Below are 13,678 nucleotides of genomic sequence, written 5' to 3'. Positions count from 1 at the left end.
AAATTAACCCCACCCCATCCTCGCTTCGCTCGGACAACAAACGCGGGGCGCTTGCCTGCCGACTTCCAGCCCAATCTGGTTTTCGCCGTCGAACTCGGTTTCGATCGCTCCCAAGCCATGACCGAGTTCGACAAGTTCCGGGACTACTGGAACGCCAAAGCCGGGAAGGACGCCACCAAGCTCGATTGGCCGGCGACTTGGCGCAATTGGCTGCGCAACGCTGCCAAGCCCCGCAATCGTCCTCATCAGCAAGCCCCGCCACGGGAAACCGAGCATGCCCGCCTCGCGACGCGCGAAAGAAGCGAACCGCAAGCAATTGCAGGAAGAATTCCCACGGTCGACAGTCGTTCGGGTAGCCCCGAGCATCGCCTTGTCGGGGCATGCTCGCGTCCGTTCTCGATGTCACCGGACGCAATACGGTCAAAGCTGTGGTCGAATATCTAAGAGGGCTTGTTCACGTCGATCTACCGCTTGAACCAATCGACAAAGCGCTTAGAATCAATGAAATCTTTGGTGATTTACAGGCTGTTTTGATTGCGAACCTCGATTAGAGGGAAACTCGCCGGGCCTTAGGGAGGATGTCACCGCCTCCCGCCATAGCCTAATATTGCCTGAATTTCGGTGCTGACACCTTGCGGAAAGGGACAGGGACGCCATAGCTAGTCCAATGAGCATCGCCGCAGCCCACTATGAAATCTTCTTCAAGGAAATCGCCGAGAGCAGGCTCGTTTGGACCATACGTGACGACGCGGGCTTTCCAACTTCGACAAACCAATCAAACGAAGCCGCCATGCCTTTCTGGTCGTCAGAAACTCGGGCTCGGCTCACTATTGAGACTGTTGCGTCCTATCGCGACTTTACGCCACACCAGCTTACCTTGGAGGTGTTTCGCGATCGCTGGTTGGTAGGGTTGGAAAAGGATGCCCTTTAGGGTTGGCATAAACTGGAGCGGTGAGCGTGCGACTGGCTTCGATGTAGCGCCCGCCGACGCTCGCAGAAGGCTTGCATCCGGCTCGTAGAAGAAATACATCCAAAATCAGGGGCCAAGCCGCCCTTTCTCGCGCCCGGTAGGACCTCCAGGAAGCGTCCATATTGAAGCGTTGGTTCGTTTAAATGGGTGCGCTTTGAAGTTTGTGCCGGGAATTGCCTTCGCTGTCGGAGCTCTTTTGCTTTTTTCGTCTTGCAGTGAGACCGGCTCATCGCAGACGACCAGTAATCTCCCGAAGGTCCAAACGATAGCAAAAGCAAAGGCGCAGCCGAAGCTCAAAAGAACCCGAAAGAGTAGGGCGATGGCGATAGCCGAGGCAAAGGCGCTTTCTGAAGCGCGCAGCCCACGGCAGTGCAAGACACCCAAAAAGGAATGCGGCTACGGCGCGGGTCCTGCCGGAGAAATATGCTCATGCTGGTCGGCAGAGGGTGCGCCCGAACTTGGTGTCACGGTCAAGTGACACGCCCCGGCCTTTAATCTCAATTCGTTCCTACTCACCACGCGTAGACTTGCGCTGTATGTCCTGTGGATGTTCGCTGCTCGTTCTCCGTCTTAGATTAAATTCCGTCGCGCTCACGTGCGGCTACGAACTCGATCGCGTCCCCGACTGTCACGAGCTGTCCCATTAACTCGGTTGTGATGAATACTCCGAACTCTTCTTCGATCATCATCGACAGTTGCGAAATCTTCAGGGCATCTGCTCCTAGATCGTCGACAATCGAAGCGTCGTCTGGAAGGTCAGTAACTTTGACATCTAACACTTCGATGAAGATCATTTTCATGCGGGTGGCAACATCGGTTCTTGTGATCTTCATAGGGCTGGCTCCGATGCGTTCTATTAAACCTTCTTCTGGTTTTCAGCTAAGGCGTTTGCCTTCTCTCACGAGGTGCCCGCTTCCTTGATGATCTTGCGGGCCTGGCATTCGGTGAGGCCGTGCTTCCGCTTGAAGTAGTTCAATTCGTAGGCCTGTCCGGCGGCGACGCGGCCGCGATCCCGGCCAACGTTTTTCTTGTCGTCTGCCATTGGGTTCCTCCTTGTGTGTGGCCAAACACCACCGCGAGAGCCCCAGGTATGTTCCAAGTTCTGTCGGAGTAGAGCAGCCCGGTGGCTCGCCAGCTCAGAAAGCTGGACGTCGCAGGTTCGAATTTTGCCGCCGCAACCGATTAATGCGCGGTGACTCTGGAGGCATCCGCGCCTTCACCCTGTCCGAGAAATTTCAGCAAGGCTGATAGCAAGGTTTCCGCCATTACCCGGTCGAGCGTGACCTCAATGACCTCGTCGTCCTCGGCCATCAACTCGAGGCGACCGACGAGCGGGTCAGTAGAGACCAAGTCAATATCCTTGCCCTGGTATTCAGCTTCAAGCACGGTCCAGTTGTACTGCATCGCCATCTCTCCTTCGGATTCACGGAACGATGAAACGCCATCGAGACGCGAGGTCTCACTTCAGCAGAAAGGAACCAGAATGCGCTTCCTTAGCTTCTCACATCACCACGGATTCCACCACTTGTTCGTGATCGCGGACATCTTCGCGGCGGTCGCGACGATCGTCGCATTCTTCGCACTCGCCGTCATCCGGTACGGCGCCGGTCGCACATGGCTTCGCAGCCTGGGCACGACCGCCTATCGCAAGATTGTCGATCTCCGGCCAGTCTACCGCGAGAGCTATGACAGCCACGGCCTCAGCCTCGAACCGGATCGAATGCGAACCTGATCCCGCTTGCCGGAAAGGAAGAGCTGGGCTTAATCGCCGGCTCTGCCGAACCCCTGCAAACCGTCAAGTCGGTTGACTGTAGCGCCGAGCGCGCTGACTGCCTCCATTGTGATCGCTAGGCTCTGCATGATCAGAGAAAGATCGTGATCTTGATCCGGGTGAGCCAATTCGAGTGAACGCGTGCGAAGCTGCTGACTAACAGCGTTCAGTCGCTCGATGATATCCTCGCTCATTCAAACCTCCCGAGGTGTTGCGCCTGTAATGAAAAGGCGCGCGACAAACAAAGGTTCCAGGCTCTCGCGAAAGGCAAATATGATCGTGCCTGAAACAATGTTCGGGGATGACTTCAAATCGTTCGTTCCGGCGGCTGATGTCGGTGAATGGGTCGAAGCGACATTCTTCGACTCTTCATCGCCGGTTGCCAATCCGGAACACGAGCATCTTGCCAACGCCCACATCGGCTATCTCTGGACCGTGGTTGAGAACAATCGCAAGGGTAAGCGGGTGATAGGCCAGTGTGAGACCGGCTTACCGCAGGGCACGATGGGCAAGTGGTCACGGGCCCGGGCAGAGATGCAGGTAATGCAGTGGTTCGGCCACGTCCCTGATTTCATCATCACGCTGGACGCCGATTACTGTCGAGAGTGCGGAGACGCCGAGTTCATGGCGCTGGTCGAGCACGAGCTCTATCATGCCGCCCAAGATGTCGATGCTTTCGGCGCGCCAAAGTTCAGCCGATCGAAAGGCCGCCCGGTGTTCGTCATCCGTGGCCACGATGTCGAAGAGTTCGTCGGCGTCGTCCGTCGCTATGGGGCAGATGCTGCCGGCGTCTGCGCCATGGTTGACGCTGCCAACAGAAACCCGAGATCGCCAGAGTGCAGATCGCACACGTATGTGGCACGTGTCAGCTAAGGGTGGCCTAGCCCATATCGAAAGCGGTCAGCTCTTCCATTGCTGCTCGCCCCTCGGCCTTCGCTCGGATACGAGCCCCAACCATGCGGCCTGATCGGATAGGCTTGCCGCCATCTAATAGGACCTGCCACTCCCACTGGTGCTGCCCGCGTCCAGTAAGCTGCAGTTTCAGTCTATCGGCGCTGTATCGTTCCAATTGCCGCTCCTTTCACGGGACTTTGACGGATCAATGGCCAAACCAAAATTCTCCGATGAGGTCAAGACCTACATCAGGCGCTGGCTTGCTTCGATAGCCCGTCGGTCGTTGCCGCGGCAGTCAAGAAGGACTTCGGCCTCGATGTGAGCCGACAGCTCGTCGAGAGCCACGACCCGAACAAGAAAGCTGCCTCGGGCCTGGCGTCCAAGTGGCGCGCTTTGATCGAGGAGACCCGCAAGACGTTCCTTGAGGCCACGGCCACCATCGCCATCAGCCACCGCGCAGTTCGGCTGTGGGCTCTACAGCGCATGGCCGACAAGATGGAGCAGGCAGCCAACGAACTAGGGGACAGCTACACGAACCGGCGAGCAATCACCGGTCCAGACGGTGGCCCTGTAGAGGTGCGTAACGGTCTCTCCTGACCGTGCCTTCCCGCCTATCAACTATCGCATATTTCCCTGAAAGCAAAAGAGCTTAACACCATGAACCGACGCATCAACGCGGCGGGCTTCCGGAAATCTACAGGGAAGGCCGCTTTTTTGCGCCTAAAACTCGCGAGGCCAGCTATGGCTTCATCAGGATTTTGAGTGCTTGGATATCGTGAATCCGCTTTGATAGAAGTTGATGGGCATCGGTGCGCTCGGCGTGACCGGCATTGCGGCGATGGCGCTCGGTGTCAGCTTCGCCGAAGCCATACGGCGAATCGTGTTGATTATAATCGGAAAGGTTTAAACCCATCGAGCGTCTCGCCATTCTTAGTTTAAGCGCGTAGATTAGTTTCATTGCCAAATTCTCGCGGCCTTCCGTTCCGCAACTTTGCAGGGAAGGCCGCTTTTTGCGCCAAAAACTCGCGAGGCCAGCTAGGGCTTCATCAAAAGTTTGAGCGCTTGGATATCGTGAATCCCGCTTTGATAGAAACGGATAAGGTCTGCAGCAAGCGTGTCGGCTCGCTCGCTGCCTGGCGACAGATTCAATTCTTCCAGCAGATCATGAAAGACGCTCGCAATCTTTGCGAACTCGTCAGGGAGTATAATCTCGTATCGAGATGCAATCACCATAGCCCTAATCCCAGCCGGCCACGGGGGAACAGGGCCGACGTTTGCCCGACATCGAGTATGCGCCGTTGCTGGGGGATTACACTGGAAATCGTGGGAGAAACGGCAATCAGCTTCCGGAGGTGAAACCTGGGCGGCGAGTTTGCGCGCATTTTCTCAGGAACATGTCTTTTCTAAACAGCGATGAATAGCCTTCTTCGTCGCGACTTCCTCGTGTGACCAACCAGACAGTTGCGCTCGATCGGCAAGCGATAGGAATTCGCCCTCCAACGCCTCCTGGCAAAGGAGGTCGCGATCTGGGTGGTATTTTGGATGCTTCGGCGCAGGAATTTTCCGCATGGCGTGTCCTCCTGCCGAAGATGGTAGGGCGCACTCCGCGTTCTGCAAGGCTCCGCTAATTTAACGATTCGCCTTCGATCTTGACGCGCCGTCCGTCCAGCCGCGCCGATAGGCCTCGTCGAGCACGTCGCGCCACATGTCGTCGTCGACCCCGTTTACCCAATTGGCTTGAGCAAGCAGGAAGACGACCACAAAGCAAAACCTCGCGCAGCCGGGCCAGCGGATCGACTCCGGCCTATTTCTTAGGTCCGCAAATCAACGGTCGAAGCTCTTGCACGATCACGCCTGCCTTGGGCGATAGCATCGCGCCGATCCAATTGTCGGAAAATGTTCCAGCCTCATCGACAGGTGAAAGCCAAACCACTTCGTTTGTCGCGAGTTCGATTTTCACCTCACTGCCGATCGGACTGCCGGCGACGGTCTGGACGTAGTGGCGCTTGATCGGATGGTCGTTTCCCGCCTCATCGATCAGTCGGTTCTCGCTATAGTGTACCGCGATTTCGCCGATCTCCCCGCTCGACTTGCAATCGATCAGCCGCTCGCACCGAATGACCGAGGTGAAAGCGCAGGTCCAGGTGAGGCCGCTACGCCACATCGGATTGTCCCCCGCACTTGCGGTGGTCGCCGCAAGGAGCAGTGCCGCAGCCAACGGTTTCTTCAGGATTGTCTCATCCCCCTTTGGTCCGAACGCATAGTTCGAAGCGAAAACGTGGGAAGATGATAAACTATAATTTATAATTCGTGCAATGACTCCGTGACCTGAACGATATCAGGTTGGCCAATCAAAGTTCAGATGTCGCTGGATTTCACGCCCATCATCAACTCTTGCAAAGGAACCTTTAGGTTCGTGCTAATCCGCGTAATGACCTGCAATGAAGGGTTGGCTGTCCCATTAAGGATTCCAAAATAGTAAGGATTGGTAATCTCACAGAGACGAGCCATATCTTTTTTAGCCAGCCCGCGCTTTTCCCGCTCGCGCTCCATGACCATCGCCATGTTTCGCAGGATCATCGTCCCAAGGTCTGTGTCGGGCTTCTTACGCTTGCTCGTCACCATAGGATAAACTATAATTTACTCGTTGCTAGGTTTGAATGAGATATCGGCCGATGTTTGCCAAAGGTAAGTCTGTAACCGTCCTCGTCGCAGTGTTTCTGACGACCGCCGCGCTTCCCACCCCCGCTTCTGCGAGCGAATGGGGTTGCGAAGTCTTGCTGTGCGCGTCGTCTTCCAATCCCTCTTGGCGCGGTGTTCCCGCCTGCCATCCGCCGATGGCTCGCCTCATCTCCGCGATGAAGAAGCCGGGATTCAATTGGCCGACCTGCCCCGAAGGGGGAACGGGATCGCCAGGCTACGAGAGATATGCGGAATGCCCGGAAGGCTATCAGGTGAGGAGCAGAAGGGACGGCGACGGCTTCCCCGGGAAGGGCGACCTGTGCGTCAAGGCAGTCAATATTTGCCAAGGCAATGCGCACGGTCTTTACAACTCTGATCGGCAGCGGCGCTGCATACAATCGGTCTCCATTTCTCGGCCTCTCCGGTCAGAGCCCTACTTCTTCGACATCAAGAATGATACTTCTGGCAAAACCGAGCGGCATTGGTTCGGCTTGCACAAGTAAACGGATTCGAGCGGGTAAGGAAGGTTTATTCCATGCGATGTGTCAACCGCCACACCCTTCTCGGCCAGGTCTTGAAAGTGAACATTTGCCACCAATCGGGAATGGGTTGCCACCTGGCGACAGCAAGTCGGCGACCGCCTGATTCCAGGTTACGATCCTCGACAATAAGCAGGCCGAGTGGATCAAGGAACAGGTCTCGTCTATGTCGCTCCCGGATCTCGAATGCCAGCTACGAGCGGGACGGTGAACAGGTTTACACCATCGACGTCATCGCGCAGCATCTTCAACCCGCTTTCGGAGAGCAGGGCTCACAACCATCAATAAAACTCTTGGGCGACTTGTCCCTCTGAGCCACCGCCCGTTCCGGTCGGCCGCGCTCGATGCCGCCGGCACGAAGCCTGCCTTAGGCTGTCTCCGCCGATTGCGGTAACGATCGCTTGTCCAGTCGGGTGCTTCGCGCCCGTATAGGAAGCCCGTTCCGGGCCACATTTTTGTTTTCGCCCCATGACAGCGGTGCCCGAGCCGGTCAAGCGGCCCGTGAAGCCGTTGCATCTTCCGCGCCAGTCCGCCGAGGGCGGCCCCGAGAAGATGCGCCACCTTCCGCGCCACGCCGCTTGACAGTCTCGTTCCCCGCCGTGGGGCGGGCTCAAGCCCACCCCCCTCTGTCCGGGGGAATGTCAGAGGCCATTCCCCCGGAAAGACCGGGGAGGCTTCGCCCGAAAGGGGCCTCCCTTCGGGAAACGGGAAAACAGGAGGCAGACAATGAGCATCTACGCCCGAACCGCCCGCTTCGATACTGGCCGTACCCTGACCGAAACCGAAATGCGCCACATCGCACCGTCAATCTTTGCCGTGACCGCCCATGAGAGCCGGTCAGAGCGTTTCAGACCCATCCCGACCATCGAGGTATTGCGCGGCCTTATGAACGAAGGCTTCATGCCCGTCGGCGCCAAGCAGTCGCGCAGCCGCATCGAAGGCAAGGCCGATTTTACCAAGCACCTCATCCGGCTACGCCGCATCGACGACGGCAAGGTCTACAGTGTCGGGGACACCGTTTGCGAAATCCTCCTGAAAAACGCCAATGACGGAACCAGCGCCTACGAGCTGATGGCCGGGCTTTTCCGTGTCCGTTGCCTCAATTCCTTGGTGACGCAGACCGGCACCATCGATGCCATCAAGGTCCGTCATTCCGGTGACGTCCAACACAAGGTTATCGAGGGCACCTATCGCGTTCTCGGCGAGGCCGAACGCACCCTTGCCGCCCCACAGGACTGGTCGACCTTGCGGATGAACCATGAGGAGGCGAGCATTCTTGCGGATGCCGCCCATGTTCTCCGCTTTGGAGACAACGAAGGCGAGACGGCCACGCCGATCAAGGCGGAGCAGTTGCTTGTCCCCCGCCGCAACGACGACCGCGCCAACGATCTCTGGACCGTCTGGAATGTGGTTCAGGAGAACGCCATCAAGGGTGGATTGCGCGGCGTCGGCCGTGACGATCTAGGGAGGCCGCGCCGTGTGAAGTCCCGCGCCGTCAATGGGATTGATCAGGATATCAAGCTCAACAAAGCCCTTTGGCTCCTCGGCGAAAGGATGGCGGCGCTGAAGGCGTGAGCAGGCAAGTCAGGTGTGCCGCCGAAAGAGGCGGCGCATCGCCCAGCGCTCGGAAATCCGTCCGTTCGAAGGAAGCATCATGACGACCAAACTTCGCACACTCACCCCTGAAGAGCACGCCACTCTTCAGGCTTACGCGCTCGAAAACGGTCGCCGTTGGAAATCCAAACTCCGCGAGGACTGGATGAATGCTCGTACCATCGGCATCCTGCAGGCGCTTCGCAATTCGCACGGCCCTAGCTCGCTGGTGTCCTACTCCCTGACGAAGCGATCACCGCCAACCGAAGGCCGGTAGCCAGTGATCCCCGTGAGAGGGCCGACAAGCGTGTGAGCGTCCGCTTCTCTCTGTCAGGAAATATCGGGAATCCGGTCCGCGATTTTCAGGAGATAGTCGTCGATCGCCTCCTCGATGTAGCTGTTGAACTTGCGGCGCTCGACGGCCGCGAGGATCTTCAACGTCTTGTGGACCTCGGCACGAATATGGATTCCGGTGGTGACCTTTTCGGTGTCGCGAAAGCGCTTTCCGGCGATCGGATCGCGGCTTTCGCCTTTGGCAACCAGGTCGCGGAACTGGGTTCGGCCAACGGTCGGCTGTTTTGAGATGGACGCCCCCTCATCGTCGCGGCTTATCCGAGGAGGAGAGGCGGCCGGTTTTTCGCGCACGGTTGGACGCTCGCGGCCAGTCGAAATCAGCCCAAGGACGAGATTCTTGCTGTCCGATCCTTCGCTCATAGCTGAGCCTCCTTCGCGGTCGATCTATAGAGAGCGAGGAGTTCGCCAAGCAGCGTTTCCATTTCTGCGATCGCCTTCGGATCCGACCTCGCCGTGGTCTGCAGCGTTCCGGCCGCGCCAATCGATTGATAGGAGGCGCGCCGCGCTATTGGCTGGGATGCGAGGGCGACCCCACTTTCCCGCAGGATTTCGCGTAGCGGTTCGTGTGCCTTTGCCCGGCCGGTGACGAGATCGTGCTGGTTGATGACGATCATCGCCGCGAGCTTGCGCTTCTGATCCTCCTCGACCACGGGGATGTGATTGAGCGCGAGTTGCATACCGGCGACGACGTCGTCCTGGGTCGTCTGCAGCGGGATCAGAACGATATCGGCGCAGTAGAGGCCGGCGAACAAGTTCTCGTTCGTCGTTCCCTCGATGTCGATGAAGACGACTTTGCCCTGGCGTTGGCGCTGGAGCGCCATTTTGTAGATGCGGTTCGGATCGAGGCAGCTTTCCGCTTCCAGGCGCTCCGGCCAGACATTCATCTGTTTCGACATCGTGACCCAGCGCATCGTGTTGGCGCGGCTATCGGCATCGATCAGAAACACGTCATTGCCCGCATGGGCTGCCGTCCCCGATAGCGCGCGAACGAGCGTGGTCTTCCCGGTTCCGCCCTTCGGGTTGGCGATAGTGACGATCATGGCGGCTCCTTCAGCTCAAAGATAAATTATAATTAATTATCAAAGTCGCGTTTCCCAACGTGATTATCGCCCGTTGCTCGTTCACCATTGATGATTGATGACCGATGATTGCCCGCTGACGACGGGTAATGGTCAATAGGCAATCACCAATGGGCCATTAATGATGAACAACCTGTGCACGGTTAATTGTTGATTATCAACGATGAATGACCAGTTGCCAGCGCTGCAAGTGGGTATGAGCGCGTTAACAACGGGTAATTGTTCGCGCCGGAGTTTGTCGGTTCGCGCCAATCGGCCGAGGTGGTCGGATCGAGATCGTCGGTATCTGCGGATTGAGATTGAGAATAAATTATAGTTGTCTTTTCTGTGGCAGGATAGTCAAGTTTGTGGTACAAACTCGACGTTGCCCCGCCTCCGGCAGGGCTGTGGTTCGCGCCTCTGGCGCTCCGGGTCGCCTCCGGCAACCTGACAAGCGGGAAGGAAACGATGCGGAGCGAAGTGGTCAGGGTCCGACTTCAGCCCGAGGAGCGGGAGGCGCTTGCCGTGTTGTGCGGAGAAGACCGCACCGCCAGCGATGTCATCCGGCTGCTGTTTCGCGATCAGGCGGGCCTTCCGCTTCCGGTTGGACTGGCCGAGGCAGACGCGCTGCGCGACACCAATGAGGAGCTGCGGCGGATCGGTATCAATCTCAACCAGGCGGTCCGGGCCATGAATGAGGGGCGCGTCGCCTATGAACCGGATCTCGACGCGGCGCTGCGCACTCTCCTCAACGGCCTGTTTCGGCTGCGGGCCGACGTCGACCTGATGCTGCGGATCAGCTGTGGGGAGCGGAGGGGGACTGGCCGTGGCGCATGATTGGACCGGGCTGCTCGGCGCGATCGAGACCTATACCGTCCGTCGAGCATCGTCGCTGATTGACGAGGATGAGGAACTGCGCCGGCGGCGCGCGATCGGTATCGCGATGTCGGGGCAGGCGCCGCAGGAGCGCTTTGTACCGTCCGGCATTGCGAGCAAGACGCGTCGAGGTCCGATATCGCCGAACGAGCCGACGATCGCGTCGATCCTGCAGGTGTCCCAGGCATCGCAGCGAGGTGTTATCGCCCTCGTCGGTGCCTTGGGTGCTGGCCGCAATCTGGATGACGAAGAGGAATTGAAGAAGTCGGCCGGCGGGGGAGGGGGCGCAGGCCTTTCCGCGCCCCGCATGGCTCAACCGATCTCCACCCGCCGCGCCGCAACGGATAGAGCCTCAGCGGAAACCGTGAACCGTGCAGCGATTGCCGCCGGTGCACAGCCGGTCGTGATCAAGGTGACGTCGACGGTATCGAGCCGGGCTTCGGCCGCGGGCCTGATGACCTATCTCGGAACCCGCGAAGTCGAGAAGGAAAACGGCGACAGGGGCAAGGTCGATATCCCGATCTACGATCAGGACGGCCTCGCGGTCGCCAGCCGCGAGGACCGGGCCGCGGCGCTGGCCGAATGGGGCGCGGAATTCCGTGACGCCTATGCGGTCAACGCGCTGGCCACATTTTCCATGAAGCTTGCTGATGAGGTCGATGAGGCGACACATCACGACGCCCTGAACGCCGCCTTCGGCTCTAAGCCTTTCCTCTATTCCCGGTATCCGGACGGCCAGGTCTCGGTCTACGCGGTGACGGACCTGCCGGCGAAGACGATTGCGGGCGCGTTGAAGATACGGGAGAAAGGCGAGGGGCCGGCGCGCGCCGTCGAAAATGCGGAGGCCAGTTTTGCACGCCGATTGGCCGACGCTGGAGTGACGGCCGAGGTGCGTATTCTCGGCGCGGCCGTCTCCGAAAAATCCGGCCGCTACTTCCTCGAAAAATTCCTTCGCACCGAGAAAGCCGTAAGCACCAGCGCCGGCGATCTGATCGAGCGCGGGTCGAGCGTCAAGGAAAAGGCGGGTGGGATTTGGCGGGACTGGTCATCCCACATTCGCACCGTCGAGCCACGTAATGCCTTCCATGTCATCTTCTCGGCGCGGACTGGGACCGATCCAGAGGCGATGACGCGGGCCGTGCGGGATTTTCTGAGCGAGCAGGTCGCCGGGCACAAGTGGATCACCGCTCATCATCCGGATACCGGCCATGTGCATGTCCATGCGATGATCTCGGCGCGAGACGACATCGGCAAGGCGCTGCGGCTGACCAAGCCGGAGCTTTACGAATGGCGCGAGCGCTTTGCGGCAAAGGCACGCGAGCATGGCATCGCCATGGTCGCCACCCGGCGCGCGGATGTGGCGGCCACACGGCCTTACAGCCAGTCGCAGGCCGGCGCCTACGAGCGCAGCAAGAGCGATCCTCGCTATCTCAAGACGCCCGCCGTCGTCAAACGTGTCGAGCGCAAGCGCGCCGGCGTCGTCGATCGCGCCTCGCTCGCCGATGGAAACCTGGCGCTTGCTCGGAAATGGCAGGCAACGGCGAGCGCCTTGAAAAATGCCGGCGCGGAGCCGTCGGTGATCGCGGCGGCCGACCGGTTCGCAGCCGCGGCGGCCGGACAAGCTGCGCAGCCAGCGCCGCGCCACGCTAACGGCTTTGCTCTCCTTCGTCTGGAGACGGAGGAGGTCGCTGACCGCGACGCGATGATTGAGATCGTCCAGCGGGTGGCCGGCGTCGATAGCAACTTCGTTTCGGCCGGCGGCAAGACAATTTATGTGCTGGCGCCCACAACGGCGAGCGTCAGCAAAATAGAGCGGGAACTCGCCAAGCAGAACGACGAGTTTGACCCGGGCGGAGATACGCTGTCCGTCGTCAGGGATTTCGAGGCGCGGATGCTCAAGCTGGGGCTGCGTTCTGACGTAATCATCGAGGCGGTAGGCTCAGCGAAGGACGGTGCGCCATCGCCGTGGCTGCAAAGGAAGTTTGATGGGCTCGCTCAGAGGGCGAGCGTGCCATCGAACGAGCCGTCGGCGGCACTCAAGACTGTCATCGCAAACTTTCAACAGCAGAAGGAGAAGGTCATGCCCCTATCGCTCGAACAGTTCGACGAGCGTGTTTCTCGAGCGAACAAATCGATGGACCGCCTCGAGACCATGGTCGACAGTAGTGCGGAGCGCCAGGCCGTCGAGGAGATGCGCAAGGAAATTTCCGCGCTCTTTGCCGAGCAGCGCCGTGACATCCAGATGCAGCAGATGCAATCGGTCGCTGACACCGCAGGGGGAGGGGGTACACCGCCGGCCGCCCGGACCGACGAGACGCGCTCCCAGGACCGGGGATCGCCGCCGACGAGTGATCCCGCCATCGCCGCCCAGCAGCAGGCAATTGCCGCCGGTCGTGCCGCTCGTGCGGCGCGGGAACAGGCTGGCACTGCCAAAGGTGCCCAGGACGAGCAGCGCCAGCAGATCCTCCGGCAGGCTGAGCAGGATCGCCAGCGCAGCAATGACCGCGATGGCGCGGAGCGGTAGGCTCGATACTACTCTTCCATCAAGCCGTCAGTTCAGGGTCTCAGGTCACCGCACCTCCACCAAGGGATCAACAGGAGCTTGCCAGCTCGAAGCCGGTCTTTTCGCTCGTCGAGAACACGCGAACAATCGACGCGTTTTCTTTTTCCGCCATCGGACCCTTTTCGATACGATTGCGGCCTCCCTTTTTTCATTGCGGTGCGGCTGGCGCACCGCAATGAACAAACGCGAGCGCCCTGCACCTACGCCGATGTGTATGCGGTCTTGACGGTTGTGTAGAATTCGGCGGCGTGGCGACCCTGCTCGCGCGAGCCATGGGAGGAGCCCTTGCGGCCACCGAAGGGCACGTGGAAATCGACGCCGGCGGTCGGCAGGTTGACCATCACCATGCCGGCCTCGGCATTGCGCTTGAAATGCGTC

General features: G+C 59.3%; 18 protein-coding genes and 3 pseudogenes. 11 read left to right on the top strand and 10 right to left on the bottom strand.

From position 1 onward, the window contains the following. Positions 1-444: pseudogene (locus tag C6558_RS38390) on the top strand (hypothetical protein); the annotation flags it as partial. A gap of 223 nt (positions 445-667) precedes the next feature. Continuing rightward, a complete protein-coding gene (locus C6558_RS38385) occupies positions 668-931 on the top strand; it encodes a DUF2750 domain-containing protein (RefSeq protein WP_107028811.1) in 264 nt (87 codons plus the stop codon). Between the two features lie 614 nt (positions 932-1,545). On the opposite strand, the gene C6558_RS38380 is transcribed toward C6558_RS38385, so the two are convergent. From C6558_RS38380 to C6558_RS38365, 3 genes are all read right to left on the bottom strand, one after another. Then, entirely contained in the window at positions 1,546-1,803 is a 258-nt protein-coding gene (locus C6558_RS38380) for an acyl carrier protein (protein WP_107028810.1), read from the bottom strand. Positions 1,804-1,868: 65 nt separating this feature from the next. Next, positions 1,869-2,012 carry a DUF3606 domain-containing protein gene (locus C6558_RS38375; RefSeq protein ID WP_082571772.1) on the bottom strand — a complete coding sequence of 48 codons (144 nt, stop codon included), beginning with the start codon at positions 2,010-2,012 and terminating at the stop codon, positions 1,869-1,871. Between the two features lie 140 nt (positions 2,013-2,152). Continuing rightward, entirely contained in the window at positions 2,153-2,374 is a 222-nt protein-coding gene (locus tag C6558_RS38365; RefSeq protein WP_057210360.1) for a hypothetical protein, read from the bottom strand. 79 nt (positions 2,375-2,453) lie between these two features. Here C6558_RS38365 and C6558_RS38360 point away from each other — a divergent pair, with 79 nt between their 5' ends. Next, a complete protein-coding gene (locus C6558_RS38360) occupies positions 2,454-2,702 on the top strand; it encodes a hypothetical protein (RefSeq protein WP_107028809.1) in 249 nt (82 codons plus the stop codon). Between the two features lie 29 nt (positions 2,703-2,731). Here C6558_RS38360 and C6558_RS38355 read toward each other — a convergent pair whose 3' ends face one another. Beyond that, positions 2,732-2,935 (bottom strand): hypothetical protein, encoded by a 204-nt coding sequence (locus tag C6558_RS38355; RefSeq protein ID WP_107028808.1) that lies wholly within the window; start codon positions 2,933-2,935, stop codon positions 2,732-2,734. Positions 2,936-3,032: 97 nt separating this feature from the next. On the opposite strand from C6558_RS38355, the pseudogene C6558_RS41315 reads away from it, so the two are divergent. The 3 genes and pseudogenes from C6558_RS41315 to C6558_RS41895 all read left to right on the top strand — a co-directional run bounded on the left by C6558_RS41315 (position 3,033) and on the right by C6558_RS41895 (position 4,542). Then, positions 3,033-3,625: pseudogene (locus tag C6558_RS41315) on the top strand (putative metallopeptidase). A gap of 218 nt (positions 3,626-3,843) precedes the next feature. Beyond that, positions 3,844-4,232: pseudogene (locus tag C6558_RS38340) on the top strand (DUF2280 domain-containing protein). Between the two features lie 202 nt (positions 4,233-4,434). Further along, positions 4,435-4,542: a DUF1515 family protein gene (locus C6558_RS41895; RefSeq protein WP_107028805.1), complete on the top strand. Its 108-nt coding sequence runs from the start codon at positions 4,435-4,437 to the stop codon at positions 4,540-4,542. 128 nt (positions 4,543-4,670) lie between these two features. Here the strand turns inward: C6558_RS41895 and C6558_RS38330 are convergent, their stop codons facing one another. The 3 genes from C6558_RS38330 to C6558_RS38320 form a co-directional block, all read right to left on the bottom strand. Continuing rightward, positions 4,671-4,868, bottom strand: a complete 198-nt coding sequence (locus tag C6558_RS38330) for a hypothetical protein (RefSeq protein ID WP_057258458.1) — start codon at positions 4,866-4,868, stop codon at positions 4,671-4,673. 571 nt (positions 4,869-5,439) lie between these two features. After that, positions 5,440-5,853: a hypothetical protein gene (locus tag C6558_RS38325; RefSeq protein WP_107028804.1), complete on the bottom strand. Its 414-nt coding sequence runs from the start codon at positions 5,851-5,853 to the stop codon at positions 5,440-5,442. Between the two features lie 140 nt (positions 5,854-5,993). Beyond that, a complete protein-coding gene (locus C6558_RS38320; RefSeq protein ID WP_245449354.1) occupies positions 5,994-6,260 on the bottom strand; it encodes a helix-turn-helix domain-containing protein in 267 nt (88 codons plus the stop codon). A gap of 50 nt (positions 6,261-6,310) precedes the next feature. Here C6558_RS38320 and C6558_RS38315 point away from each other — a divergent pair, with 50 nt between their 5' ends. From C6558_RS38315 to C6558_RS38305, 3 genes are all read left to right on the top strand, one after another. Further along, positions 6,311-6,820 carry a hypothetical protein gene (locus C6558_RS38315; RefSeq protein WP_245449352.1) on the top strand — a complete coding sequence of 170 codons (510 nt, stop codon included), beginning with the start codon at positions 6,311-6,313 and terminating at the stop codon, positions 6,818-6,820. A gap of 762 nt (positions 6,821-7,582) precedes the next feature. Beyond that, positions 7,583-8,431, top strand: a complete 849-nt coding sequence (locus C6558_RS38310) for a DUF932 domain-containing protein (RefSeq protein WP_107028803.1) — start codon at positions 7,583-7,585, stop codon at positions 8,429-8,431. Positions 8,432-8,510: 79 nt separating this feature from the next. Then, on the top strand, positions 8,511-8,726 hold the full coding sequence (locus C6558_RS38305; RefSeq protein ID WP_146160978.1) for a hypothetical protein: 216 nt from the start codon (positions 8,511-8,513) through the stop codon (positions 8,724-8,726). A gap of 53 nt (positions 8,727-8,779) precedes the next feature. On the opposite strand, the gene C6558_RS38300 is transcribed toward C6558_RS38305, so the two are convergent. Further along, complete coding sequence (locus C6558_RS38300; RefSeq protein ID WP_107028801.1) at positions 8,780-9,163, bottom strand: hypothetical protein; 384 nt, start codon at positions 9,161-9,163, stop codon at positions 8,780-8,782. Next, complete coding sequence (locus C6558_RS38295) at positions 9,160-9,843, bottom strand: ParA family protein (protein WP_107028800.1); 684 nt, start codon at positions 9,841-9,843, stop codon at positions 9,160-9,162. The genes C6558_RS38300 and C6558_RS38295 overlap by 4 nt, the downstream gene beginning before the upstream one ends. Before the next feature lie 384 nt (positions 9,844-10,227). Between C6558_RS38295 and C6558_RS38290 the strand changes: the two genes are divergently transcribed. Further along, positions 10,228-10,698: a plasmid mobilization relaxosome protein MobC gene (locus C6558_RS38290; RefSeq protein ID WP_107028799.1), complete on the top strand. Its 471-nt coding sequence runs from the start codon at positions 10,228-10,230 to the stop codon at positions 10,696-10,698. Continuing rightward, positions 10,688-13,261, top strand: coding sequence for a relaxase/mobilization nuclease domain-containing protein (locus tag C6558_RS38285; RefSeq protein ID WP_107028798.1), 2,574 nt, complete (start codon positions 10,688-10,690; stop codon positions 13,259-13,261). Before C6558_RS38290 ends, C6558_RS38285 begins: the two co-directional genes overlap by 11 nt. Before the next feature lie 239 nt (positions 13,262-13,500). On the opposite strand, the gene C6558_RS38280 is transcribed toward C6558_RS38285, so the two are convergent. Further along, positions 13,501-13,678: aldehyde dehydrogenase family protein (locus tag C6558_RS38280; protein ID WP_146160977.1), on the bottom strand; the 178-nt coding region annotated here is incomplete at its 5' end.

Source organism: Ensifer sp. NM-2, assembly GCF_003024455.1.
Lineage (GTDB): Bacteria > Pseudomonadota > Alphaproteobacteria > Rhizobiales > Rhizobiaceae > Ensifer > Ensifer canadensis.
Note: the sequence above shows the minus strand (reverse complement) of the source record. Positions and strands in the feature narration are given on the sequence as shown.

What these genes read in the sequence shown, in the direction of transcription:
- C6558_RS38385 (WP_107028811.1), top strand. Translation starts at nt 668, where the DNA reads ATGAGCATCGCCGCAGCCCACTATGAAATCTTCTTCAAGGAAATCGCC.
- C6558_RS38380 (WP_107028810.1), bottom strand. Translation starts at nt 1,803, where the DNA reads ATGAAGATCACAAGAACCGATGTTGCCACCCGCATGAAAATGATCTTC.
- C6558_RS38375 (WP_082571772.1), bottom strand. Translation starts at nt 2,012, where the DNA reads ATGGCAGACGACAAGAAAAACGTTGGCCGGGATCGCGGCCGCGTCGCC.
- C6558_RS38365 (WP_057210360.1), bottom strand. Translation starts at nt 2,374, where the DNA reads ATGCAGTACAACTGGACCGTGCTTGAAGCTGAATACCAGGGCAAGGAT.
- C6558_RS38360 (WP_107028809.1), top strand. Translation starts at nt 2,454, where the DNA reads ATGCGCTTCCTTAGCTTCTCACATCACCACGGATTCCACCACTTGTTC.
- C6558_RS38355 (WP_107028808.1), bottom strand. Translation starts at nt 2,935, where the DNA reads ATGAGCGAGGATATCATCGAGCGACTGAACGCTGTTAGTCAGCAGCTT.
- C6558_RS41895 (WP_107028805.1), top strand. Translation starts at nt 4,435, where the DNA reads ATGGGCATCGGTGCGCTCGGCGTGACCGGCATTGCGGCGATGGCGCTC.
- C6558_RS38330 (WP_057258458.1), bottom strand. Translation starts at nt 4,868, where the DNA reads ATGGTGATTGCATCTCGATACGAGATTATACTCCCTGACGAGTTCGCA.
- C6558_RS38320 (WP_245449354.1), bottom strand. Translation starts at nt 6,260, where the DNA reads ATGGTGACGAGCAAGCGTAAGAAGCCCGACACAGACCTTGGGACGATG.
- C6558_RS38315 (WP_245449352.1), top strand. Translation starts at nt 6,311, where the DNA reads ATGTTTGCCAAAGGTAAGTCTGTAACCGTCCTCGTCGCAGTGTTTCTG.
- C6558_RS38310 (WP_107028803.1), top strand. Translation starts at nt 7,583, where the DNA reads ATGAGCATCTACGCCCGAACCGCCCGCTTCGATACTGGCCGTACCCTG.
- C6558_RS38305 (WP_146160978.1), top strand. Translation starts at nt 8,511, where the DNA reads ATGACGACCAAACTTCGCACACTCACCCCTGAAGAGCACGCCACTCTT.
- C6558_RS38300 (WP_107028801.1), bottom strand. Translation starts at nt 9,163, where the DNA reads ATGAGCGAAGGATCGGACAGCAAGAATCTCGTCCTTGGGCTGATTTCG.
- C6558_RS38295 (WP_107028800.1), bottom strand. Translation starts at nt 9,843, where the DNA reads ATGATCGTCACTATCGCCAACCCGAAGGGCGGAACCGGGAAGACCACG.